This window comes from Streptococcus sp. HMSC062B01, assembly GCF_001811085.1.
Classification (GTDB): Bacteria; Bacillota; Bacilli; order Lactobacillales; family Streptococcaceae; genus Streptococcus; species Streptococcus gordonii.
Window position 1 is genome coordinate 65,912 of record NZ_KZ672786.1, and the last position, 24,514, is coordinate 90,425.

A 24,514-nucleotide genomic window follows, 5' to 3' on the forward strand; every position below is an offset into this window, starting at 1 on the left:
GCACCTCAATCACTTAACCAATAGCTGGAATGAAGGTACCCAAGAGAAGCAACAAAATGCTGACAACGATAATGGCTACAATCAATTTACCAATGAATTTCCACCAAGTACCAAGACTGATACGTCCAAGAGCAAGAGCTCCCATAACGATACCTGAAGTTGGTGCTACCAAGTTAAGAACACCTGAAGCTGATTGGTAAGCAGTGATAATCAAGCTTCCTTTAACGTTGACAAACTCTCCTAGAGGTGCCATGATACCCATTGTTGCACTGGCAAGACCAGATGAAGATGGGATTAAGAATGACATTGGCAAGTAGAAAATGTAAGTCAAGATAATGAATAGTTGAGATGACAGACCCTTAAGTCCTTGTTCACCCCAGTGAAGGATAGTTGCAGTAATCATACCATCGTTCATGATAACTTGGATACCACGCGCGATCGCTACGATAAGGGCAACACTGAGCAAGTCAGCAGCACCATTCATGAAGGCTGAGATAATCTTGTCTTCTTTAAGACCATAAACGATACCAATCAAGATACCCATAAAGGCAAAGAGCATTGCGCCTTCTGGGAAGTACCAAGTACCTAAAGCCCCAGTTGAAGAACCAATAATTTTACCAATTACAGGAAGACCTGTTAACCAAGAATTAAAGTTTTCAAAAAGATTGATATGAAGGTCTGTCCAAGGGATAAAGCTGGCAACCATGATAACAAATGTTGCAATGAAGAGATATAAAACATGTTTTTGTTTCTTACTCAAGACAGAAGGTGCATCATCGTTATCTGTTACATTGAAGTGTTTCAAATCTTCTTCTCTTTGGCTATATACCAAAGATTTGGTAGGATCTTTTTGAATCTTATCCGCATAACGATAAACAAAGTAAGTGCTCATTGCAACCATTACAAACCAGAAGATAAGACGTAGCACAATACCATCTGCTGTCGGCACGCCTGCTGTATCCGAAGCGATAACTGTTGCAAATGGATTTAGAGTGGATGCCAAACATCCAATTTGAGATCCAAGTAAGATAATGGCTACGGCTGTAATACTATCAAAACCAACCGCCATCATAACAGGAACAAGAAGTGGGTAGAAAGCCATAGTTTCTTCACCCATACCATAAGTTGTACCACCAAGGGCAAACAGAGGCATAAGGATGACAATCAACATTTTTTCACGGCCTTTGTATTTCTTCACGATAGAAGCAATCCCTACATCTAAGGTTCCAGTTTCATTAACAACACCAAGGAAACCACCTACCATCAGGATAAAGAAGGAAACGTCAATCGCTGCCTTTGTAGGTTCGTGTCCAAGCATCGCACGAATCGGTGCCATGAGAACATCCCAAATCCCTTGAGGGTTAGAAGCAACCTGTTTATATGTTCCAGCAATCAGGTTTCCTTCTTTGTTGACATCATACTGACCAGCTGGAATAATCCAAGTTAGTGCTGCCATAACAGCAATGATAATAATCAACACGGTATAGGAAGAAGGCATCCTAAACCCTTTTTTTGTTTCTTCACTCATTGTTTTCTCCTCCTAAAATCTAACAAAGTGCAAAAAACCAAGCTCTCTTCTTGAATAAATATCCAAGAAAATGTTTATTTATCACCAATATTTTATCATATTGACATGAAAAATACCAGTGTTTTTTAGAGCAAATCTTTTAAACTAGTCTATAGTTCAAAATTGATTTCAGTCTTTTTGAATAATTGTTCCGCTTTCAGACTCAATCAAAGCACCCAGATTTTCTAGTGAAGTAATAACTGCTTTACCCTCTGGACGACCGTTAACGAAGGCAATAGCTGCTTCGACTTTTGGAAGCATACTTCCTGGAGCAAATTGATCTTGTTTGATATATTCCTCCAACTGAGCAACATTCACATGTTCTAATTTTTCTTGATCAGGTTTATTGTAGTTTACAAAGACATAGTCTACTCCTGTCAACACGATGAAGAGGTCAGCTTCAACTAACTCAGCCAAACGTTGAGATGCAAAGTCTTTATCGATAACAGCTTCAACTCCTGAAAGATGACCGTTGTCTTCCTTAATGACAGGAATACCGCCACCACCAGCAGCTACCACCACTTGGCCGTCATTTAAAAGAGTACGAATTGTGTCGATTTCCTTAATGTCAACCGGTTTTGGTGAAGCAACGACTTTACGCCAACCACGTCCAGCGTCTTCTTTGAAAGTTGCTCCGCTCTTTTCAGCTTCTGCTTTTGCTTCTTCTTCTGAATAGAAAGGACCGATTGGTTTGCTGAGGTTAACAAAAGCTGGGTCGTTCTTATCTACAACTACTTGTGTTACAACTGAAGCAACGTTTTTGTCAATTCCTTCATCCAAGATAGCGTTTTGCAAAGCATTTTGCAACCAGTAGCCAATGCTTCCTTCTGTCATGGCTACGAGAGAGTCGAGTGGAAAAGCAGGATTCTTTTCAGAGTCAGCTGCCAAATGTTGCAACAAGAGATTTCCTACTTGAGGACCATTCCCGTGAGTAATGATAAGGTCATCTCCATTTTTAATCAGTTTCACCAAATGCTTGGCAGTTTCTACCAGGGCTTCCTGCTGGGCCTTTGCTGACGGATCAGATGAAAGGATGGCATTTCCTCCCAAGGCTACAACGATTTTACGATTTGCCATATAATTCTCCTTCAACGCAAAGTAAATGCGTTTTAATTTTGATTATAATAATGTCCTCCAGTTTGTTTTTCAATTTAGAAAAGACAAACTGTTTGACTATTAAAAATGAGGGCGGACTAAAGCTATTAGTCGCAGCCCTCATAGCTGTTGGTATTACAGTTTAATTGTTTTTAAGGTTATACTTTTGGAATGTAAAGATTACCTAAGGTTGCAGCCATAACTGCTTTAATTGTATGCATACGGTTTTCTGCTTGGTCGAAATGACGAGCATATTTACTGCGGAACACTTCGTCAGTTACTTCCATTTCTTCTACGCCAAATTTTTCAGCAACATCCTTACCATAAACAGTATTTGTGTCGTGGAAAGCAGGCAAGCAGTGCAAGAAGATCAAGTCTTCGTTATCAGCTTTCTTAACCAAATCCATGTTTACTTGGTACGGTTTCAAAAGAGCAACACGTTCTGCAAATTTATCTTCTTCACCCATTGATACCCAAACGTCAGTGTAAAGTACATCAGCACCTTTCACAGCTTCGTCAGCATCTTCAGTGATTAAGATATGAGCGCCACTTTCTTTCGCAAATCCTTCTGCCAATTCAACGATTTCTTTTTCTGGGAAGAGTTCTTTTGGAGAGAAGATGTGAACATTAACACCAAGAATAGCACCAGTCACTAGCAAGCTATTAGCAACGTTGTTACGTCCGTCACCACAGTATACCAATGTCAAGCCTTCTAAGCGACCAAAGTTTTCTTGAACTGTCAAGTAGTCAGCCAACATTTGAGTTGGGTGCCATTCGTCAGTCAAACCATTCCAAACTGGAACACCTGAGAATTCTGCCAATTCTTCAACCATACGTTGACTGAAACCACGGAATTCAATACCATCAAACATACGGCCCAAAACTTTAGCTGTATCTTCAGTTGATTCTTTTTTACCAAGCTGAATATCATTAGCACCAAGATATTCTGGATGTGCGCCAAGGTCGATAGCTGCTGTAGTAAAGGCTGCACGCGTACGAGTAGATGTTTTTTCAAACAAGAGAGCGATATTTTTACCAGCAAGGTAACGATGCTCAATGTTACGTTTTTTCAAATCTTTCAAATGAGCTGAAAGACCAATAAGGTATTCTAACTCTGCACGGGTAAAGTCTTTTTCTGCAAGGAAGCTACGTCCTTGGAATACTGAATTTGTCATTCTTTTATTTCCTCTTTCTATCTATTAGAATTTCTTAAGATATTGAACATTTAGATTTCTTCACGTTCGAATGGCATTGACATACAACGAGGTCCACCACGACCGCGAACCAATTCACTTCCGCGGATCTTAATCAAACGTAAGCCGTATTCTTCTAATTTCTTATTAGTAACTGTATTGCGGTCATACACAACAACAACACCTGGAGCGATTGTAAGAGTGTTTGAACCATCGTTCCATTGTTCGCGTGCTGCAGCAACAGCATTGCCATCTCCACATGGAATCAATGTTACTTTTTCAACACCAAGGTTTTCAGCAAGAAGTTCTGCCAAATCACCTTTTTCTTCAACGATCTTCAATTGTTCGTTTTCGTAAGTTACAGAGAAGACGCGAAGATTGCCTTGGATTTCTGGGTGAATAGTAAATTTATCGTAGTCTACCATTGTGAAGACTGTATCCAAGTGCATGAATTTACGGTTGTTAGCAAATTCGAAAGCCAATACTTTCTTGAAGCCAACGTTTTTCTTGAAGATGTTTACCAACAATTTTTCAATTGATGCAGCATCAGTACGTTGTGAGATACCAACTGCCAATACATCTTTAGAAAGAACCAACTCATCTCCACCTTCGATACGAGTATCTTCTTCACGATTGTAAACAAGCTCAACATTTCCACCATAAACTGGATGGTATTTGAAGATATATTTACCATACAAAGTTTCGCGGTTACGTGTATCTGCATACATGTGGTTGAGTGATACTGCGTTACCAATTGTAGCAAATGGATCGCGTGTGAAGTAAAGGTTTGGCATTGGATCAATAGCGAATGGATAATCTGATTCTACCAAGTCAGTCAAGCCTTTTGCTGCTTCTGGAATTTCTGGTAATTCAGCTTTTTGTACACCAGCCATTGTTTTTTCAACCAATTCTTGGTTATCTTTAATACCTTGAAGCAACTCACGAATAGCCACTTTAGTTTGGCGTCCGCGGATATTTGCTTCATCAAGATATTCTTCGATGAATTGGTCGCGAATTTCTGGTGAAGTCAAAGACTCAGCAGCCAGTTTTTCTAGATATAGCACTTCAATACCTTCATTGCGAAGCGCTTGAGCAAAGTTGTCGTGTTCTTTTTGTGCATCTTCCAAAAACGGAATATCATCAAAGAGAAGACGTTCGAGATAGTCTGGCATCAAGTTTTCCAACTCTTTACCAGGTCTATGTAACATAACTTTTTTCAGTTTTCCGATTTCTGAGAAAACATGAATTGGATGTGTAGACATCTACTTTCCTCCTTGTTCTTTGCGGTTTAGGTTTTCCTAAGCCCGTTTACATATATTATTCTAGCATTTTTTGAAAACACTTACACAAAAAAACTGACACTCTAAATGCCAAATTTTTATCACTTTTAGATTTTTTTTAAATATTTTTATGTTTTGAAGCGTTTTCTTTGCATATTTTATATCTTTTATGATTTTTGCGAATATTTATTTTTTTATAAAATCTTTGTTTTTGCTAAAAAAAGAAAGTCGGTCCAGTAGACTAACTTTCTTTGAAATATTTCATAAAATATTCTCTATCAGTAAAAACCAACTGTTTGTGCTCATAGCTGATACGTCCTTCTTCTCTCAACCTTTTGAGAACCTGGTTAACTGTTTCACGGGTTGTAGCTCCTAGTTTAGCCAACTCCTTCATACTAATTGGAAATGGCAAAACATCCCCTGTTTTGCATAAATCCATACATAAGATTGAAAGAGACTGAACAACTCTGTCTGTTGCACTGACCGCAACAACATTTCGCAAGCGTAATTCTTGAAACTCCAAGATTCTGGATAGTTTCTGCGTAATAAACAACAGCTGATTCACATTTTTCTTAGAAAAATCTTCAAACAATTTCATAGGAATACTAAAATATTCCACCTGTGTCACAGCACTTGCAGTATAATGATAGCGCTCATCAAAGAAGATGCCACCATAAGGGAAAACATTCCCCTTTTTTATATAATCAGTATAAGAAAAAGTATCGGTAGCATCATACTGTTCTATTCGAGCATATCCTTGATAGAGAAGGAAAAGGCGATCACGCCGATCTCCAGAAAAAAAGATAATTTGACCTTTCGAAACCTTATGAAATTGAATTTCAATGGCTAATTTATCAAAAGACTCTACTGGAAAATTCTCAAATGCAGGATGCTGGCGGATAAACTGATAATGTTCCTTATTAATCATAATAACCCTTTTATATTTGATAATGACAGTATATCATAAATACGCTTACAAATAAAGATATATCTATGTATTCTGCTTACAAACAGAAGATAGCAATTACAAACAATAAAAATCCTATTCCAACAAAAAGATAAGCCAGTTTTCTATTCAGGGGTCGTCTGTTTTCTTGTACTTTTTTAGGCAAATAATTTCCTATAATCAGTAAAACGAAAGCAACTATAATAAGTACTATTTTACGAATATTAAAGTTTTCATCTATGCTCCGATAAATTGTAGCCATATACAACAAAACAAAGATGAAGGGAATGAACCAGCGGATGATCTGTTTAAAGTTGCTATTGACTATATCTTTAACCATTGTCGACCAATAAATAATTGCTTCAAGAACCATCATTATAATAGGAAAAATAAAAACTACCAAAAATTTGGGTAAGAAAGCATCAGCCCTCCCAGACAAATCAAAATGAATAGCCATATTTTCTGGCAATCTTTGATAGAAATAGATAGCATATAAAACAGGTAGTAACATAAGAGCAGATGCCAGGATCAATTCTTGTCTGTTATTTTTTTTCATTTCCATTTCCTCCTCCTCCGAGAGATTGGAACCAAACTAAAATTTCCTCAAAAACTGTGATATCTAAACTATAATAAATAAAGTTTTTCTTTTTTTCTTCTAATAATATGCCAGCCTTTTTCAGTTGCGATAAATGGTAGGACACTGTGGCAGGAGTTAACTCAAAAGCTTGAGCTATCTCTCCCGCCGACTTAGGGCCCTGTTTAAGCATTTCTAAAATATTTCTCCGGACTGGATCCGCTAAGGCTTTAAGTGTTTGATTGATTCCCATGATAAGAACCTTCTTTCAGATAACTCTTCATTATTTTCTTGGTCAGATAAGCTAGACCAACTACTTCAACAAAGAATATCGCTTCAACAACTAGAGGTGAAAGCAACTGAATCTGTCCCAATGCAGGAGCTAGATCAATCAAAGCATGGAGTCCTAGAGCAGCTAGAAAATAAATCAGGGCCTTTTCTTTGACTGACTTCCAAACCCAAAAGCTTAGTAAGACTTGACAGATTACTGCCACGATACGTTCAAAAACCAAAAGATAGATGCTTCCAGCACTCAGAGACTTAATATAGTCAATCGTTGCTTGAGGAATTTTAGTCACTAACTGCGCATTCCCCTGAGTCACTGCTTGAGCTATAATCCAAAAGTTTAAGAGGCTGACAATGCCAATAAACAGAGCCTCAATACCGCCATGCCCCAAGCCATAAGCCAGGCCATCGCTAACTGTCATCGGGCGCTTCTTTTGTAACAAATAAAAGACGATCCATCGGGCTGTTTCTTCAAAAATAGCTGCCACAGCAACACCATAAAGGACATATAGCCAAGGATTTTCCGTTTGCAAAGCTATACTCCCATCAGCCTTAGGCTGTAAAACAATCCTGTGCAAGATTTTTTCAAGAACTTGGCTCGATAAATAAAAACCAACTCCTCCTAAAAAAAAGACTACTAGAGAAATGTGCTTGCTCTTTTTGAAATAAATAACAGGAACTAAGACTGCCACTAGAATAAGCAACATGGAAATCATAATATGTGTAGTAATCATAGTCATTCTCCCAAACTATTTTGATTATTTTCTAAATAGAATTATACACCTCTATCTTTTAAGCGTCAAGGATATTTCGATGTTTTTCTAAATAGATTCTTTTATGAGTTTTACTTATACTATTTAAAGTATCATTCATTATAAGAAAAAATATGCTCAGATCTGTATCTAAGCATACTTTTAAAATTTTATAATTCATTGTCAATTAATTCTTATTAACCCGATGCCATTCATTGATAACATAGGCTAGTTGGCCCACCTGCTCAATTCCAAGTCCGCTGATTTCATCACTAGATTCAGTACTGCCCCCTAAGTAAGCCGTATAGAGAGCTACAATATAGGGTTTCTCCTCCATAACTAGAGCATCAACATTTAGCGCTTCACGAACATAACCTGGCTTTTGGTAAATAGTAATATCACGTAGATAGCGCTTATAATATTCACCAGGGAAGGATTCGCCAATATAGTAAAGAATATCCTTATATTTCTCTTGATTTTTGGACAGATATTCTAGTACTTGGATATAGTAATCCGTTGTGGTCTTATTATTTTCACGACTAATAGTTTTCAGATCACCCTTGGACTGACCATATCGGCTGAACATCTCATAAGCCTTGTCCATCCCGCCCAGACGCTCTGCCAAAGCATAAGCCGGTGTATTTTCAGAATAAACCAAGGAATACTCTTGCATATCAGGAATCGACATAGCACCATTAAAGGCTGCAACATAATTATCATGCTCTCCTTGATACTCAAAGTGAGTTTGGGTAATATCAAAGCGCTCTTCCATAGACAATTTCCCTTCAGCCACTTCATCTACTACCAACATATTGAGTGGTAGTTTATAAGTTGAGCCGGCTGTCATAGGCTGGGTATCATTCATGGCAAATGTTTGGCCTGTCGTCAAGTCCTTATAAGAAAAGGCAATCTGCGATTGTTCAATTCCCGCTTCTGCTAAATAAGCCTGAACTACCTGAGTCAAATCTAAATTGGCATAGTCATAACGTAAACCTAAAGCATCCATAGTTGGCCCATCCGCCTCCATGACTTTTTGCTTTTCTTCAGGACTTTTTTGAACAAGCTTGGTTTCTTCTGGCTTTTCTTTTGTCGCCTCTTCTTTCTCTTTTTGACTCTGATGACTAGCAGAGCTTGTAGCTTCAGCATTCATCCGACTTTGTTTTTCATAGGCCATCTTCCACTCAATAGCAAAGAAGATAAACAAACCGATCAGGCAGAGGCTGGAAATGACAGCAACGGCAATTGTTATATATTTTTTAGACAAATTTTTTCTCCTAATTTTTAGTATTATAAAAAAATATGAGAAAAATAACAAGTCTAAAAGGCAAAAAAGTGACTAAAAAAGCGAATCTAAGTGATTCGCTCCTAGTTTCTATTATTTAGCTGCTGCATAAAGTTCGTTAACTTTATTCCAGTTGATCACTGAGAAGAAAGCTTTGATGTAATCAGGACGAACATTACGGTATTTTACATAATAAGCATGTTCCCAAACATCCAAGCCCAAGATTGGAGTCTTACCTTCTGAGATTGGAGTATCTTGGTTTGCAGTTGAAACCACTTCTAATTTTCCTTCTTTATTAACAACCAACCAAGCCCAGCCTGATCCAAAACGAGTTGTTGCTGCAACTGAGAAAGCTGCTTGGAACTCTTCAAATGAACCAAAAGTAGCATCAATGTCAGCTGCCAATTCTGCAGAAGGAGCAGTCTCTTCTGCTGTCATCAATTCCCAGAAAAGAGCGTGGTTAAGGTGTCCACCACCATTGTTGATAACTGCTTGACGGATATCAGCTGGAATAGACTCGACATCAGCCAATAATTTTTCTAAATCTTCGCCAATTTCAGGGTGTTTTGCAAGTGCCGCATTGACATTTGTTACATAAGTATTATGGTGTTTGTCATGGTGCAAGTGCATAGTTTCTTCATCGATATATGGCTCCAATGCATCATAAGCGTAAGGAAGATCAGGTAAAATAATTGCCATTTGCAAAACCTCTTTTTCTTTATTTATTATGAAAATGATAACGCAATCATGTTTTTTTTTCAACTATTTTGCTTACAGATTTCCAGTTGCAATCCTAAGCAATGCAAGATCAAATAGATAATCCTTTTCGTAAAGTCCAGATTTAATCTGATAATCTGTTTCAATCAAGCAAGCCATCGTTTTTTTCAAAAAGGATAGATCCAAGGGACGGGCATCCTTTAAGGCAAACTTGACTTGATAAGGATTGACCTTGCGTCCCAGATAATCAGATAAGTCCGATACAATCTGGCTTTCTGCCTTGCCATTTTCCGACAAAATCTTGACCTGGGTAAAAATACGGAACTGCCCTAACATGATAGCAATCAGTTTGATTTCATCCTCTCCTTGTAGCCTTAGGTCACTAACAAGACTTCTAGCTTCATCAACCCTTTGCTTTAGGATTAACTGAGTCAAGTCAAAAATATTGTCCTGCAGGGTCTTTGGAATAGCTTCTGTAATATCTTCAAGCTCAATTTGACCATCTGGCTTATACCCCTTTAAAAAAGATAAGTTCTTACTAATTTCACTAAATTGAAACCCCGATTTAATCAAGAGCTGATCAAACACTGTCGGAGCGAACTGAAGATTATCTACTTGAGCCACTTTACTAAAATAGGACCTTAAATCCTGTTCTTTCGGCTCTGATGCTTCAAAAATCTCTGCATCTCGTTTTAAAAGCTTAACAATTCTACGTTTGCTGTCTAACTTTCCTTCCGCAAAGATAATTAGCTTGGTTGTCTCAACCGGATGCTCCAAATACGCCTCAAAAGACTTCAATTCATCATCTGATAAATTTCGCTTTTTAGCAGTTGTGATATCTATAAAATGATCTAGAATAATAATTTTTTCATCTGAGAAAAAAGGAAGACTCACCAAGTCTAATTCCACTTGCTGATAATCCGCTTCCTTCATATCAAATAGCGCATAATTCAAGTCAGCTGCATTAAATTCAATTTGCTTCAACAACTGTTCTTTCAGCAATTCGAACTGTCCCAAATCATCTCCTGTTAATAGCGAAAGGGGAGGTAGATTGGATAAATTTATTTTTTTGATGGCTTCAATTGCTAACAAGAAATCCTTCTCCTAGTCTGTCTGATTTTAGTTTTCTATATTATACCACAGAGCTTAGGATAATGCCTGCCACGACTCCTCTTCAAGTGACTAACGAACCGTTTCTATCTTCCAAGAATTCCAGCCTTTAAATCGAATAGCACCCCGCTCATCTGTTCGTAAAATCTTGGTCTGGATTTTTTCGAATCTATCTAAAGTTTCCTTATGGGGATGTTGGTAGCGATTGTTTTTACCAGCTGAAATCAAGGCCAACTTAGGCTTAATATGCTCTAGAAATTCTGGACTAGAAGATCCTTTAGAACCATGATGCCCAGCTTTGAGTACATCTACCCTTAAATCTGGATAGGCTGTCACCATCTGACCTTCACCTGGAGCTTCTAAATCTCCTGTGAAAAGAAACTTTGTTTGGAAAAATTCACCATACAAGACAATCGAGTCATCATTACCACCATCTCCTTGACCGAGTGGATAGAGCACTTCAAGGGCAGAATCAAAAATAGGAAGCCGATCTCCTACCTCGACCACATGAACTTTAGCTTTCATCTTCTTTAACTTGTCTACAAAATCAGCTTGAGTCATACTTCCTTTGGAAACATAAATTTCTCGGATAGAAAAGTGCTTAGCTAACTCCAACATATCTCCCATATGGTCTGTATCGGTGTGAGTCAAGACCAATTTATCCAATCGATCCACTCCTCGGCTTTTTAGATAAGGGATTAAGGTCGTTTCCGCATTGCTTTTTCTAACTCGTTCTTGCCAAGCCTCTTTTTTACCAATCTCCACCCGTCCTCCTGTATCAATCACGATAGTCCTACCTCTGACATCTCTAAGAAATATACTGTCTCCCTGTCCAATATCTACCACTGTGATTTCATTTTGTAAAGGATGTTTACTTAGGAAAAATAGTAAGATTGCTAAGAGACTCAGGCCAACCCTAATCTTTTTTTGCTTTCTAAAATCATAGAGCAAGGCTAAGACCAGCAGGAGAATAATAAGCAAATGCAGATTTGGCTGTCCTAAAATTATCGGCCTTGTTGACAAACTAGCTACCCAACGAATCACCATTTCCAGCCATTGGAAGAAGATGTTAACTTGAGTGAAGACAAACAAAGGCGAAATGAGAAAAATTAGACTCAAGAGAGGCAACATAAATGTATCAAAGACGATTGAAAAAAGGAGGGTCAAGAGGATAGACCAAGGTTGGAATTCTGCAAAATAGTAGATAAGAATCGGTAAAATGCCTAACGAGATACTTAAACTCTCTAGCACGGCTTTACGAAAGCCACTAAAATCCTCAAAATCCAACATAGTGATGATAAATGCATAAGCACAAGATAGAACTCCACCTGTTGTCAAGAGAAAACTCGGCATGAGAAACATCAAGACTATCATGGTCATCGCAAAATTATCCAAGCGCTTCACTCCAAATTGAGACAATAATTTTTGCACTAAACTTCTCACTACTGACACAGAAAATCCAGTCAAACCTGCATAAATAAAGGACAACGGGAATTGCAACCAATCTACCGTTTCCATCCTTAAGCCTATGCGCAGAAGAATTTTCCGAAAGGCATCCATAAAAAATCCAACCTGCATTCCTGATAAAGCAAAAAGATGGATAATTCCTAAACTTGAGTACAAGTCATTCATCTCTGCAAAGTCAATATCCAAATCTCCAAACAAAAGTCCTGTCATGTAGTGACTCATTGGACTTGGAAACGTAGTCTTAATGAAAACCAAGGCCTTCCTACGCCAAACAGACAGCCAATCAAATGGATTGATAGATTGACCAGAGTGACTGGACATAATCCTACTGATTTTAACTGTCCGATATATTCCCTGACTTTTTAAATAAGCCTGATAGTCAAAACCAGAAAAATTTCGCCGACCTTCTGCTAGATTAAACTCTGCTTCTATTTCTAAAGTGACCAAGTCTGCTAGTTTCTGAAATGATTTTTTCTCTCTTGAACTTGCTAATTTGTAGTAGAGCTGATAAAGTCTTCCGTCCATTCTACCACGGAAAGACAGGGAATCTCCATTCACTTTAATTGTATCTGGTAAAACAAGAACTTGCCTTGCTGGAGCTGGTTGAGTCTGAAAAGCTTGTTCCGTCAACTCACGTCTAGCATAAAAAAAGATAGAGAAAGCAATTAGAATAGCTAAAGTTGGCAACCATTTCTTTCTTGGATAATGCCAGATTAGGCGAGCTATAAGCAGGGAAAAACCTAGATAAGCGAGCCTTTCACCACTATAAATAGCAAAGTATAGCCAAACCAAAAGAAAGCACAAGTAGATTGGTGAAAGGGGAAGTTTTTTAATCCACTGTGACATATTCTTTTAATTTTTCTAGAGTTTTGGCCCCAATACCTGATACATTTTTCAGATCATCTACAGACTTAAATCTGCCATTGGCTTCTCGGTAAGCAATAATATCCTGAGCACGTTTTTGGCCGATACCAGAAATAGTTTGAAAGTCTGCTTCTGTTGCTGTATTAAGATTGACAAGTGCTGACTTTGTCTGACCGGTGCCCGATGTTGCATTTGCAGGGGCACTCGTCGTAACATCTACAGCATTTTCTCCGACCTTGGCTACATATACTACCGCCTCATCGCTCAGTTTCTGAGCCTGATTGATGGATTTTAAGTCAGCCTCTTCCGTCATGCCACCTGCCTTCTCTAAAGCATCATGAACACGACTATTAGATTGTAACTGATAAACACCCGGCTTTTTTACCGCCCCCTTGACATCAACTGTAACCAACTGATCTTCTGTATCGGCTTGACTGATCTCATTGCTCTTGTTACTTTTTTCATCCTTATATGAGCTAGAGGAAGAAGTTTGCTCTGTCAATTGCTGGACATCTGTCCCCCCTTGGTCTCTTCCCTGTAGTAAAATAAAGCCTGCTACAATCGCTCCTAATAAGCCTAGACCTAAAGCTATTTTATATTGCTTTGCTTTTTCTATCAAATCTTCTATCATCATTTCTCCTTTAACAAAATTAAGTATCACCTATTTATTCGTAAAAGAAGAAAAAAAGCCAAGTAAACTTGACTTTTGATCATTTTAAGATACTTATTAATTCCTTTTACTGATTCTATAAATCCAGGCATGAATCTCTGGAGCCTGTTTATGTAGAAAAAGCAGATTACTTAAGAGAGCCAGCATGACAAGAATGCTAAGCAGAATAAGTAAAGTCCAAGAAAACGAATTCCGAGATAAATAGACTGCTAAAATCACTAACAAGATTGGAAAGGTTAGAACTGCTGTTAGTCCACCTGGAACCAAAGAGCGAAATTTTATAACCTGACTAATATGGCCTAACAAATGCAAGGTATGACAGATGGTAATTGCTAAGGCTAACTCAGAAAATCGGCAGAGAATTGCTACTAAGAGCAGGAGGAAAGCTAAAATAAATTCCTCAGCAATCATCAAGGCTAAGCTCTCGGTCGAAGGATAACTTGACTTTCCTGCAATGAACATTTCCTTCTGATAAGCAGGGTAATCTTGATTCTGTTTGATCCAAGGTTTGACAAGTATAATTTCATCAAACTCATGTATCATAAAAAGCGATAGGACGATAAAAGATAACAAGGCTAGTGACATAGCCTCTCCTTTCTCCTAAAAGAAAATGATAACTAAACCTACTTTTTATGTTTATCCGGATCCCAGACGAAGCTAGCTAGGAAGCTAAAAAGAATGGTTAAAAGACCAATGATGGCTGCTGGAACAAAGGCCAACAAGCGCAATACGCGCCATAAGATGTTTGGCGCTTTAGCTTTTTGATAAGGCACTACCTCAGCATCTAACCGGTCAAATTCAGCTTGAATCCGTCTTGCCACTTCTTCAATACCGGCATCATCCATCCGTTTAATATCAGAAATATCAATTGGATTACCAAAATTCATATCCACCCGTTGACCAGAAGCTAGTCCCTTAAGAGACATGGGGCCAGCGTAAATAGCGGGCATAATCCGAACCTTTGCCATCTTGGCAATAACAGCGACACCGCCCTTTACATCTGTTGAATGGCGACTACCACTTGGAAACATGATTAAGGAACGATTGCTCTTTTTCAGCATATTAACTGGGTATTTGATAGCTGAAGGTCCAGGATTTTCACGGTCAATAGGGAAGGCACCACACATCCGAATCCACCAGCCAAAAATACGATTCTTAAACAATTCTTTTTTAGCCATAAAGATGAATTGCTTTGGCTTGGTTGCAAAAGCCATATAAACAGGATCCCACCAGGTCCTGTGTGGTGCAACTAAAATATAATTTTCATCCTTAGAAGGAATTTTATCCAAATTATGATAATGGGCATTTCCATTTAAAGCCCATAGAATAAACATTACTAATCCTCTTAAATAGGTATAAAACATAATCATAAACCTTTCTATACATTCACTTTTCCATTATACCTCAACCTTCTATCAACTGCAATGTTTTTCATTTTTGCTTGGAGGCGGATTCCATTAGAAATTTTCCCTAAAAAATGATATGATAGCGACATGGAAAATATGAAAAAATTTACTGGTTTAACATCTAACCAGGTGTCTGAAAAAATCCAACAAGGCTTAACCAACGATTTTACGGCTAAGACCAGCTCCAGTACTTGGGATATTATTAAACGCAATGTCTTCACACTATTTAACGCCCTAAACTTTGTTATTGCTGTTGCACTGGCTTTTGTTCAAGCCTGGAGTAATATGGTATTCTTTGCAGTCATATCATTCAATGCCTTAACCGGTATTATGACTGAGCTTCGGGCTAAAAGGATGATCGACAAGCTGAATCTTATGACTAGAGAAAAGATTAGCGTGATTCGAAATGGACTGGAAGAAAAGATAAATCCTGAAGAAATCGTTTTAGAGGACGTAATTCAGTTGTCAGCTGGAGAACAGGTTCCCAGTGATGCCATTGTACTAGATGGCTTTGCAGAAGCCAATGAAGCCATGCTTACTGGTGAAAGTGATCTTGTGCTTAAAGAAGTTGGCGATCAATTGCTGTCGGGTAGTTTCTTAGCTAGCGGGCAAGTCTTAGCCCAAGTATCTCAAGTAGGGGCTAATAACTACGCTGCAAAACTAATGTTAGAAGCCAAGACCCTTAAGCCACTCAACTCTCGCATCTTGGATTCTTTGAATAAAATCGCTGCTTTTACTGGAAAAATCATCATTCCCTGCGGTTTAGCGCTCTTCTTTGAAGCCTTACTCATCAAACAGCTTCCTGTCAAAGACTCTGTTATCAATTCATCAACAGCCCTTTTGGGTATGCTACCAAAAGGAATTGCACTGTTGACTATCACTTCGCTCTTAACAGCTGTTATTAAACTGGGGATGCGCAAAGTCCTGGTACAAGAAATGTACTCAGTTGAAACCCTGGCTCATGTGGATACTTTATGCTTGGATAAAACAGGAACCATTACTGAAGGTAAGATGAAAGTCGAGCAAGTTTATCCCTTGTCAGAATCTATTTCAGCAGAGACTATCTCAAATATTTTAGCTAACTATATGGCCAACAGCGATGATAAAAACCCTACTGCTCAGGCCATTCGTAAAAGATTTCCTTCAGGCCAAACAAAATACCAAACGTCAAATACCATCCCCTTCTCCAGTGATCGAAAATGGGGAGCTATGGAAATGGAACCCTTTGGGACTATCTTCCTAGGAGCACCCGAAATCTTGCTCCATCAGCAAAATCTAAAATCAGTTCAAGAAGCCCAAGAACGTGGCTCGCGGGTTCTGGCCCTAGCTTCTAGCACTGATAAACTTAACCACCAGCACATGACTCTGCCACAACAGATTGAAGTTCTGGCTGTCTTAGAAATTACAGATCCTATCCGGCAAGGGGCTGCTGATACACTCGAATACTTGCGATCCCAAGACGTTAATCTGAAAATCATCTCTGGTGATAATCCAATTACTGTTTCAAATATTGCCGCCAAGGCAGGCTTTGAGAATTATCAAAGCTATCTTGACTGTTCGACTGTCTCAGATACTGACTTGATTGCTACTGCTGAAGAAACAGCTATCTTTGGCCGTGTATCTCCTCATCAGAAAAAGCTCATTATTCAAACCCTGAAAAAAGCAGGTCATACAACAGCCATGACTGGAGACGGGGTAAACGATATTCTAGCCCTGCGCGAAGCAGACTGCTCGATTGTTATGGCTGAAGGAGATCCTGCGACACGGCAGATTGCTAATCTCGTTCTTCTCAACTCAGATTTCAATGATGTTCCTGAGATTCTCTTTGAAGGTCGGCGCGTGGTAAATAACATTGCCCGTATCGCTCCTATTTTCTTGGTGAAGACCATCTACTCCTTTATCTTGACCATGATTTGTATCGCCAGTGTCTTGTTAGGAAATAAAGAATGGCTTCTTGTCTTTCCTTTCATTCCAGTGCAAATCACTCTCTTTGACCAATTTGTTGAAGGATTCCCTCCATTTGTGCTGACATTCGAGCGCAATATCCGTCCGGTAGAGCCTAAGTTCCTTAAAAAAGCAATTTTCAAAGCCCTGCCAAGCGGACTCATGGTTGTCTTCAGTGTACTATTTGTCCGAATTTTCGGTTCTTATAATGGCTGGAGTTCTCTTGATATGTCTACAGTCTCTTACTACTTACTAGGAACCATTGGTTTTCTTTCTGTAGCACGCGCTTGTATTCCGCTCAATCTTTGGAGAATTCTTCTCATCATCTGGTCTATTGGAGGATTTTTCGGAACAGCCTACCTCCTTCGTTCCTTTATCGAAATTGGAACCTTGACCAGTCAAACTACCCCTATCTTCCTTATCCTAGCTTTTGTTTTCAGCCTTATTTTTATCTTGGTCAATTATCTCCAAGAAAAAAATGAAAAATCCGATAATGGCCAATTCAGCAATTGAAGATAGAATTAAGAAACATTCATTAAAGTTCTAACTTTTTTCTAGTTAGAACTTTTTTCTATTCAAGATTGAATTCGTCCTTTGACTCGTGCTATAATAACACTATGGAAAAAGCAGTATTAAAAGAAGGAGAACGGCTGGATCAGCTCTTTTCTACTGACGTTAAAATCATTCAAAACCGAGAGGTCTTCAGCTATTCTGTTGATAGTGTTCTGCTCTCTCGCTTTCCAAAATTACCCAAGAATGGCTTGATTGTAGACCTCTGTGCCGGCAATGGTGCTGTCGGCTTATTTGCCAGTGCCCACACTCAGGCTAAGATTATTGCAGTTGAGATCCAGGAACGGCTGGCAGATATGGCGCAACGCTCCATCCAGCTCAATCAACTTGACCAGCAAATGCAAGTCATTCACGATGATTTAAAAAATCTCCCTCACTATATTCCTTGTAGTAAGGTGGATATGATCTTTTGTAACCCCCCCTATTTCAAGGTTGACAAACATTCCAATCTCAATGAAAGCGAGCACTATCTTCTGGCCCGACATGAGATTTCAACTAATCTTGAAGAAATCTGTACTGTCGCCCAGCGTGTCCTCAAATCAAACGGTCGCCTTGCTATGGTTCATAGACCCGACCGCTTCTTAGATATTTTGGATACTATGAAAGCTCATAACCTGGCACCAAAAAGAATCCAATTTGTCTATCCCAAGATGGGTAAAGGAGCCAATATGCTTTTGATTGAGGCTATTAAAGATGGCTCAAGGGACGGCTTAAAGATACTACCACCTCTGATTCTTCACGAGGAAGACGGTAGCTATACTCCAGAAATATATGAGATCTACCATGGAAACTAAAGCCTATATGTATGTCTTAGAGTGCACTGATGGTACTCTCTACACCGGTTATAGCACGGACGTGCAAAAGCGTTTGGCTGTCCACAATGCAGGAAAAGGTGCAAAGTATACTCGTGCCAGACTTCCTGTTAAACTGCTTTATCAGGAAGAATACCCTGACAAATCTTCTGCCATGTCAGCAGAAGCTCTCTTCAAACAGAAAACTCGCCAAGAAAAATTGGCTTATATTGAAGCACAAAAAAATGCCCAACACTAGTTTGGCATTTTTGTTTTTTATAAAACTTTTGTATAAGATTGATACTTATCTTTCATTCTCTGCGAAATATTGTCATCCGTTACAATAGCATTCACGTCATCTAAGCGATAAAAAGTGTAGAAAGAATAACTATCAAATTTACTATTATCAGCAACAATGTATTTTTCAATCGCATTGTTAAGGATAATAGCATCCGCATTTCCCTCTTCTTCATTAGCTGTTGTAACATTGTGACCATCAATTCCATTAGCCCCAATAAAAGCCTTAGAAACCTTGATTTCTTTGAGTAAATTAACGGCAAATTGTCCTACAAAAGTTTGCGTTTTAACCCGATAACGACCACCAATCAAAAGGATATCATAGTGAGGATTATCCTTTAGTTTTTCAAAAATTGGCAAGGAATTGGTAACAATATTAACAGTCTTATCATCAAGGAAATCTCCAATCAAAGCTGTTGTAGTACCTGAACCGATAAAAATTGTATCTCCTGAAGAAATGAGATCTGCACATTTTTTAGCAATCACTTCTTTTTCTTCCGTGTTGATCATGATTTTTTCAGTATGAGGAACTTCCACTAAGCCATCTCTAACTTTTTTATGTGCCCCTCCATGAACCCGAACTAAAAAGCCTTGCTTCTCAAGATCAATTAAATCGCGACGAATGGTCATATCCGTTACATCCAAAAGATCCTTTAATTTCCTAACTGATACCAAACCCGCCCGGTCAAGCTCCTGCAGAATAATTCTATGTCTACCTTCCTTCATTTACCTGCTCCTTTTGTTTATTGTTAAAATGAGATGGCAGCGCCTAATCTTTAACATTATTGTTTAATCCGTATTCAATGTAATGCCTATCTTAATATGAGTAGGTCTTCTACGCCTATTATACTACACTTTTTGAAAAAGATACACATAAAAATATGAAATTTAGTTATTTTTGTTAAAAAATGTTGTGAATTGTCATAGAATGTAGACTCATTTCCCACAAAAAACAAAAAGCCAATACAAAATTCGAATAAATTTTCATAAGAAAAGACCACTAGTTCTTGCTAGCAGTCTTTCAAATTGTTTATTTATCACCCTTATTACGGATAACAAAGCCGGTTTTCTTTTCACTAGAAGTATTGCGTGGCTTCTTGTGGTCCTTGCGGTAGCGATTTTCTTTGTCAAAACGCTCTTCTTTACGACCTTTCTTAAATTGGTCGCGACGGCCACCTCGGTCACGGCGGTTGTCATTGCTACGACGGTTGCTATTTCCGCCACGACTACCCTTGCCTTTTCCGCCAAAGCCACCGCCAGATGGTTTAAATGGCAATGGTTTTTCACGGGCAATTTCTACTTCAGGAAGGGTTTCTGGATCTTGCACTGTCAAGCTGAGGATATACATAGCCAGCTCTTCTGGACTGAATTCCACTGCCAGTTTACGAGCATCCTTGCCAAATTTCTCAAAGTTAGAACGGATGCTTTCATCCGCAAAATCACGTTCAATCTTCTTAAGAGCAACTTTTTTCTTAGCTTGGAAAGCTTCCTCTGCAGTCGCAGGCTTAAGGCCTTTCATGCGCTTCTTGGTCAGATTTTCGATAATCTGCAAATAGCCCATTTCATTTGGCGCAACAAAAGTGATAGACTGACCTGACTTACCAGCACGACCAGTCCGACCAATCCGGTGAACATAGCTTTCTGGATCCTGAGGAATATCGTAGTTGTAGACATGGGTCACACCAGAAATGTCCAATCCACGCGCTGCCACATCTGTCGCCACCAAGACATCCAAATTGCCGTTTTTAAAGTCGCGCAGGACGCGAAGGCGCTTGCCTTGGTCCAAATCACCATGGATACCCTCTGCTCGGAAACCACGGATTTTCAGACCGCGAGTCAGCTCATCCACCCGGCGCTTGGTCCGACCAAAGACGATTGACAGCTCAGGCTGCTCCACATCCATCAGGCGAGTCATGGTATCAAATTTTTCATTTTCTTTGACACGGATATAATACTGATCCACCAGCTCCGTTGTCAGCTCTTTAGCAGCAATCTTAACATGCTCAGGCTCTTTCATAAACTTGACACCGATACGCTTGATAGCATCCGGCATGGTCGCTGAAAAGAGCAAGGTCTGACGTTCTTCTGGCACACGGGAAATGATCGACTCAATATCTTCCAAAAAGCCCATGTTAAGCATTTCATCCGCTTCGTCCAAGATCAAAGTTTCAATCTGGTTCAACTTAAGCGCCTTGCGTTTGATCAAGTCCAAGAGACGGCCAGGTGTTCCTACGACGATATGAGCACCAGATTTGAGGGCCTTGATTTGCTTTTCGATGCTGGAGCCACCGTAGACAGAACGCACCTTGACGCCCTTGCTGCGGCCAAAACGGAAAAGCTCTTCCTGACTCTGCACGGCCAATTCGCGGGTTGGAGCGATAACCAAGGCCTGCACTGCAGGATTATCTGTATCAATCTTCTCCATAGTTGGGAAGCCAAAGGCCGCTGTCTTTCCTGTCCCTGTCTGGGCCTGACCAATAACATCCTTACCTGCCATAGCAAGTGGAATCGTCTGCTCTTGAATAGGGCTCGCTTCTACAAAGCCAGCTTTTTCAATCTCTGCTAATAATTCAGCAGATAAATGTAATTCATTAAATTTCAATGTTCTTCTTCTTTCTAAAGGCGGTGCGAAGCCACCTTATAAGGCTTTTGATACTCATCTATCGAAACATGACAAGTGCTTTCGCTTGATAAATCTCGATTCTCTGAGAGTATTCGCTCTTCTCTTCATAAATATGGTCTCTCAAGTCCAGGCACTAAAAAAGCGCCGACTCGGTCGCTAGTTCCCACTGAATAGAAAAACTGTAAGTTTTGCAACCTATCTAGTATACCATAAATAAGGTTAAAAAGATAGGACTTGACTGTAAAATATTTTATTAGAGATTTCTTTTGTAAAAAATGAAAACTTGAAAATCATTTTCAAAAGCATTATAATCTACAAAGAAGAAAGGAGACAGGTATGAACAAATTTTTACGAGTGATTTTCATTTTACTTATCTTAGCTATGCTAGGCGCGGCTATGATCCAGATATTCCAGCCCCAGCTCTTGGGCAATGAGTCCATCTATGGTCTAGCTCCCTACTGGCAGCGGGAAATTGGTTTCTGGAATCTGGCTATTCTGCCTTTAGCCATTGCCGCCAACATAAAGTATGATTGGTTCTATCTGCGTATGACCTTGCTAGCACTGATTCTGGGCGGGCTGGGCTTTGGTACCAACCATCTGCTAGGCTATCTGGCAAAGGCGAATCAAGCGAATCTACTGGGCTGGATTGAAAATTATCTGCTAGTCTTTTGCTGGATCATCGGCTGGGGACTGGAATATCGAAAAAGACAAAAAAGTGATGAAGAGACTGTCTAGATAGGCAGATTCTTCATCATTTTTTTCATTATGGACACTTTTCTATATTAGCTACCAGCTCCTCAGCAAATTGACTAGTGGTCAAGTGTGCTACTCCTTCCAGCTGACTGGCAAAATCGCCTGTCACTTTTTGCTCAAAGAGAGCCTTCTCAATAGCCTTAGTCAGGAGCTGAGAGACCTCTGACCAACCAATGTAATCAAAGAGCATGGCCCCCGATAAGAGAAGAGAAGAAGGATTAGCCTTGTTTTGACCCGCTATATCTGGCGCCGTCCCATGAGTAGCTTCAAAAATAGCATAACCAGTCTCGAAATTAATATTGGCTCCTGGCGCAATACCAATCCCGCCCACCTGAGCAGCCAAGGCATCGCTGGCATAGTCACCATTTAAATTGGTCAAGGCAACAACATCAAATTTCTCGGGATAGAGCAAAATCTGCTGCAAAAAATTATCTGCAATGACATCCTGAATAACTAGTTTTCCAGAAGCCAACTCATCCGAATACTCTCTTTGAGCTAGTTCATAGCCCCATTTCCGAAAACCACCCTCTGTAAATTTCTGGATATTGCCCTTGTGAACCAGAGTGACACGCCTTAGGCCTTTTGCTAACGCGTAGTCAATGGCTGCCCGTATCAGCCGCTCGCTTCCCTGCTTAGAAATAGGCTTGATCCCAATAGCAGAGCTTTCTGGGAAACGAATCTTGTCAACCTGCATATCCTTCTGCAGGAAATCGATAACTTTTTGTACTGCAGTCGTTCCACTCTCCCACTCAATCCCTGCATAGATGTCTTCTGTATTTTCCCGAAAAATCGTGATATCTGTCTTCTCTGGGTGCTTGAGCGGACTGGGAACTCCCTTGAAATAACGAACTGGCCGCAGGCAGGCGTAAAGGTCCAATTCCTGTCTCAAGGCCACATTCAAGGAACGAAGTCCTTCTCCGATTGGGGTTTCTAGCGGCCCCTTAACAGCCACCAGACAATCCTTAATCGTTGCCAACGTTTCGTCCGGTAGCCAGTCACCTGTCTGGTCTGCTGCTTTTTTCCCAGCTAAAACTTCCTTCCAAACAACCTTTCTCTGGCCACCATAAGCCTTTTCTAAAGCCTTATCAAAGACCAGCTGGGCATTTTTCCAGATATCAACCCCAATCCCATCACCCTGGATGTATGGAATAATAGGAGAAGCTGGTACCTGCAACCGCCTTTTCTCAAACAAAATCTTATCTGCCATTTTATCTCCTTCCAATGGGAAGATACTCCAAACCTTGAGCACCAATATAGTTAGAACGTGGACGAATCAGTTTATTGTTCTTGCGCTGTTCCTGAATATGAGCAATCCAGCCAGCCACCCGGCTCATGGCAAAAATCAGGGTGTAGATACTGCTGTCAATGCCCAACACATGGTAAACCGTAGCCGAATAAAAATCGACATTCGGTATCAGGTGCTTGGTATGCTTCATATAGGCTTCAATTTCCACTGAAAGCTGATACCAAACCTCATCCTTGGTCCCCTGTGTCAAGTCCTTAGCCATTTGACGCAGGTATTTTTCACGCGGATCCTGAGTCTTATAAACTCGATGACCAAAACCCATAATCTTCTCATGAGAGGCCAGTTTGCGGTCTAGATAGGCCTGGCAATTCCCTTCCTCTCTGATCTCTTTCAGCATATCAAAGACACATTCATTAGCACCGCCATGAAGCGAGCCCTTGAGCGCTCCAACAGCTGCTGTCACGCAGGAATAAATATCGGTCAAGGTTGAGGCGCAGACACGAGCCGCAAAGGTTGATGCATTGAGTTCATGATCAGCATGGAGCACCAAGGCACAGTTAAAGGCTTTGACTTCAAGCTCACTAGCCTCTTGTCCTTTGAGCATATAGAGGAAATTAGCCGCAAAGCCCAAATCCTCCCGCGGCTCTACCGGAGTCTGACCTGACCTCAGTCTGGCAAAAGCCGCAATAATAGTCGGCATCTTTGCCATAAGCTGGATGCTCTGCTCATAGGTCGCTTCTAGAGAAGTTTCCTCAGCATGGACATTATAAACACCCAAAAGACTGACCGTTGAGCGCAAGACGCTCATGGGATGAAGGTGCTTACGTGACTGGATAAGGATGCACTGCTCCACCGCATCGCTAATGGCATAATTATCTCGCAGATCTTCTTCAAAATGCTTGAGCTCAATCTGAGTTGGCAAATGCAAATGCCACAGCAGATAAATCACCTCTTCAAAGCTTGCATGGTGCTCTACCAATTCAGAGATATTGTAGCCTGCATAAGACAAAGAATCATCCACAATCTGGCTAATCCTGGTATCACAGGCAATGGTATCTTTCAAACCGTCCGTCTGACTCATG

General features: G+C 39.9%; 23 protein-coding genes. 4 read left to right on the forward strand and 19 right to left on the reverse strand.

The features are described 5' to 3' along the window. Positions 1 to 13 precede the first annotated feature (13 nt). The 15 genes from HMPREF2780_RS06800 to HMPREF2780_RS06870 form a co-directional block, all read right to left on the reverse strand. Entirely contained in the window at positions 14 to 1,528 is a 1,515-nt protein-coding gene (locus tag HMPREF2780_RS06800; RefSeq protein ID WP_045635089.1) for a YfcC family protein, read from the reverse strand. Positions 1,529 to 1,696: 168 nt separating this feature from the next. Beyond that, on the reverse strand, positions 1,697 to 2,644 hold the full coding sequence (gene arcC / locus HMPREF2780_RS06805; RefSeq protein ID WP_061598741.1) for a carbamate kinase: 948 nt from the start codon (positions 2,642 to 2,644) through the stop codon (positions 1,697 to 1,699). 176 nt (positions 2,645 to 2,820) lie between these two features. Continuing rightward, positions 2,821 to 3,837, reverse strand: coding sequence for an ornithine carbamoyltransferase (gene argF, locus HMPREF2780_RS06810; protein WP_008809518.1), 1,017 nt, complete (start codon positions 3,835 to 3,837; stop codon positions 2,821 to 2,823). A 50-nt stretch (positions 3,838 to 3,887) separates the two neighbouring features. Then, on the reverse strand, positions 3,888 to 5,117 hold the full coding sequence (arcA, locus tag HMPREF2780_RS06815; RefSeq protein ID WP_012130657.1) for an arginine deiminase: 1,230 nt from the start codon (positions 5,115 to 5,117) through the stop codon (positions 3,888 to 3,890). A 259-nt stretch (positions 5,118 to 5,376) separates the two neighbouring features. Continuing rightward, a complete protein-coding gene (locus HMPREF2780_RS06820) occupies positions 5,377 to 6,063 on the reverse strand; it encodes a Crp/Fnr family transcriptional regulator (protein WP_008809520.1) in 687 nt (228 codons plus the stop codon). A 76-nt stretch (positions 6,064 to 6,139) separates the two neighbouring features. After that, positions 6,140 to 6,637 carry a DUF1648 domain-containing protein gene (locus tag HMPREF2780_RS06825; protein ID WP_008809521.1) on the reverse strand — a complete coding sequence of 166 codons (498 nt, stop codon included), beginning with the start codon at positions 6,635 to 6,637 and terminating at the stop codon, positions 6,140 to 6,142. After that, complete coding sequence (locus HMPREF2780_RS06830) at positions 6,624 to 6,908, reverse strand: autorepressor SdpR family transcription factor (protein ID WP_008809522.1); 285 nt, start codon at positions 6,906 to 6,908, stop codon at positions 6,624 to 6,626. Before HMPREF2780_RS06830 ends, HMPREF2780_RS06825 begins: the two co-directional genes overlap by 14 nt. Then, complete coding sequence (locus HMPREF2780_RS06835) at positions 6,886 to 7,674, reverse strand: YhfC family intramembrane metalloprotease (RefSeq protein ID WP_048777512.1); 789 nt, start codon at positions 7,672 to 7,674, stop codon at positions 6,886 to 6,888. The genes HMPREF2780_RS06830 and HMPREF2780_RS06835 overlap by 23 nt, the downstream gene beginning before the upstream one ends. Positions 7,675 to 7,879: 205 nt before the next feature. Further along, positions 7,880 to 8,956: a serine hydrolase gene (locus HMPREF2780_RS06840; RefSeq protein ID WP_048777513.1), complete on the reverse strand. Its 1,077-nt coding sequence runs from the start codon at positions 8,954 to 8,956 to the stop codon at positions 7,880 to 7,882. Positions 8,957 to 9,067: 111 nt separating this feature from the next. Continuing rightward, on the reverse strand, positions 9,068 to 9,673 hold the full coding sequence (locus HMPREF2780_RS06845; protein ID WP_048777514.1) for a superoxide dismutase: 606 nt from the start codon (positions 9,671 to 9,673) through the stop codon (positions 9,068 to 9,070). Between the two features lie 72 nt (positions 9,674 to 9,745). After that, complete coding sequence (holA, locus tag HMPREF2780_RS06850) at positions 9,746 to 10,783, reverse strand: DNA polymerase III subunit delta (RefSeq protein WP_061602179.1); 1,038 nt, start codon at positions 10,781 to 10,783, stop codon at positions 9,746 to 9,748. A gap of 90 nt (positions 10,784 to 10,873) precedes the next feature. After that, a complete protein-coding gene (locus HMPREF2780_RS06855; RefSeq protein ID WP_048777516.1) occupies positions 10,874 to 13,114 on the reverse strand; it encodes a DNA internalization-related competence protein ComEC/Rec2 in 2,241 nt (746 codons plus the stop codon). After that, a complete protein-coding gene (locus tag HMPREF2780_RS06860) occupies positions 13,098 to 13,763 on the reverse strand; it encodes a helix-hairpin-helix domain-containing protein (RefSeq protein ID WP_048777517.1) in 666 nt (221 codons plus the stop codon). The genes HMPREF2780_RS06855 and HMPREF2780_RS06860 overlap by 17 nt, the downstream gene beginning before the upstream one ends. 96 nt (positions 13,764 to 13,859) lie before the next feature. Then, the gene (locus tag HMPREF2780_RS06865; RefSeq protein ID WP_048777518.1) at positions 13,860 to 14,387 is read right to left on the reverse strand and encodes an HXXEE domain-containing protein; all 528 of its coding nucleotides are present in this window, start codon (positions 14,385 to 14,387) and stop codon (positions 13,860 to 13,862) included. Positions 14,388 to 14,425: 38 nt separating this feature from the next. After that, positions 14,426 to 15,166 carry a lysophospholipid acyltransferase family protein gene (locus HMPREF2780_RS06870; RefSeq protein WP_041789898.1) on the reverse strand — a complete coding sequence of 247 codons (741 nt, stop codon included), beginning with the start codon at positions 15,164 to 15,166 and terminating at the stop codon, positions 14,426 to 14,428. 129 nt (positions 15,167 to 15,295) lie between these two features. On the opposite strand from HMPREF2780_RS06870, the gene HMPREF2780_RS06875 reads away from it, so the two are divergent. From HMPREF2780_RS06875 to HMPREF2780_RS06885, 3 genes are all read left to right on the forward strand, one after another. Beyond that, a complete protein-coding gene (locus tag HMPREF2780_RS06875; RefSeq protein WP_048777519.1) occupies positions 15,296 to 17,665 on the forward strand; it encodes a cation-translocating P-type ATPase in 2,370 nt (789 codons plus the stop codon). 104 nt (positions 17,666 to 17,769) lie between these two features. Beyond that, entirely contained in the window at positions 17,770 to 18,516 is a 747-nt protein-coding gene (locus tag HMPREF2780_RS06880) for a tRNA1(Val) (adenine(37)-N6)-methyltransferase (RefSeq protein WP_048777520.1), read from the forward strand. Further along, entirely contained in the window at positions 18,506 to 18,772 is a 267-nt protein-coding gene (locus HMPREF2780_RS06885) for a GIY-YIG nuclease family protein (protein WP_012130671.1), read from the forward strand. The genes HMPREF2780_RS06880 and HMPREF2780_RS06885 overlap by 11 nt, the downstream gene beginning before the upstream one ends. Positions 18,773 to 18,789: 17 nt before the next feature. On the opposite strand, the gene HMPREF2780_RS06890 is transcribed toward HMPREF2780_RS06885, so the two are convergent. Both HMPREF2780_RS06890 and HMPREF2780_RS06895 read right to left on the reverse strand, forming a co-directional pair. Next, positions 18,790 to 19,536, reverse strand: a complete 747-nt coding sequence (locus HMPREF2780_RS06890; protein ID WP_061410449.1) for a DeoR/GlpR family DNA-binding transcription regulator — start codon at positions 19,534 to 19,536, stop codon at positions 18,790 to 18,792. A 304-nt stretch (positions 19,537 to 19,840) separates the two neighbouring features. Further along, positions 19,841 to 21,412 (reverse strand): degradosome RNA helicase CshA, encoded by a 1,572-nt coding sequence (locus HMPREF2780_RS06895; RefSeq protein ID WP_105026398.1) that lies wholly within the window; start codon positions 21,410 to 21,412, stop codon positions 19,841 to 19,843. A 357-nt stretch (positions 21,413 to 21,769) separates the two neighbouring features. On the opposite strand from HMPREF2780_RS06895, the gene HMPREF2780_RS06910 reads away from it, so the two are divergent. After that, positions 21,770 to 22,168: an Asp23/Gls24 family envelope stress response protein gene (locus HMPREF2780_RS06910; protein ID WP_008809536.1), complete on the forward strand. Its 399-nt coding sequence runs from the start codon at positions 21,770 to 21,772 to the stop codon at positions 22,166 to 22,168. A gap of 28 nt (positions 22,169 to 22,196) precedes the next feature. Here the strand turns inward: HMPREF2780_RS06910 and icd are convergent, their stop codons facing one another. Both icd and HMPREF2780_RS06920 read right to left on the reverse strand, forming a co-directional pair. Beyond that, a complete protein-coding gene (gene icd, locus HMPREF2780_RS06915; RefSeq protein ID WP_061595987.1) occupies positions 22,197 to 23,408 on the reverse strand; it encodes an NADP-dependent isocitrate dehydrogenase in 1,212 nt (403 codons plus the stop codon). Then, on the reverse strand, positions 23,395 to 24,513 hold the full coding sequence (locus HMPREF2780_RS06920) for a citrate synthase (protein ID WP_008809538.1): 1,119 nt from the start codon (positions 24,511 to 24,513) through the stop codon (positions 23,395 to 23,397). Before HMPREF2780_RS06920 ends, icd begins: the two co-directional genes overlap by 14 nt. Position 24,514 lies beyond the last annotated feature (1 nt).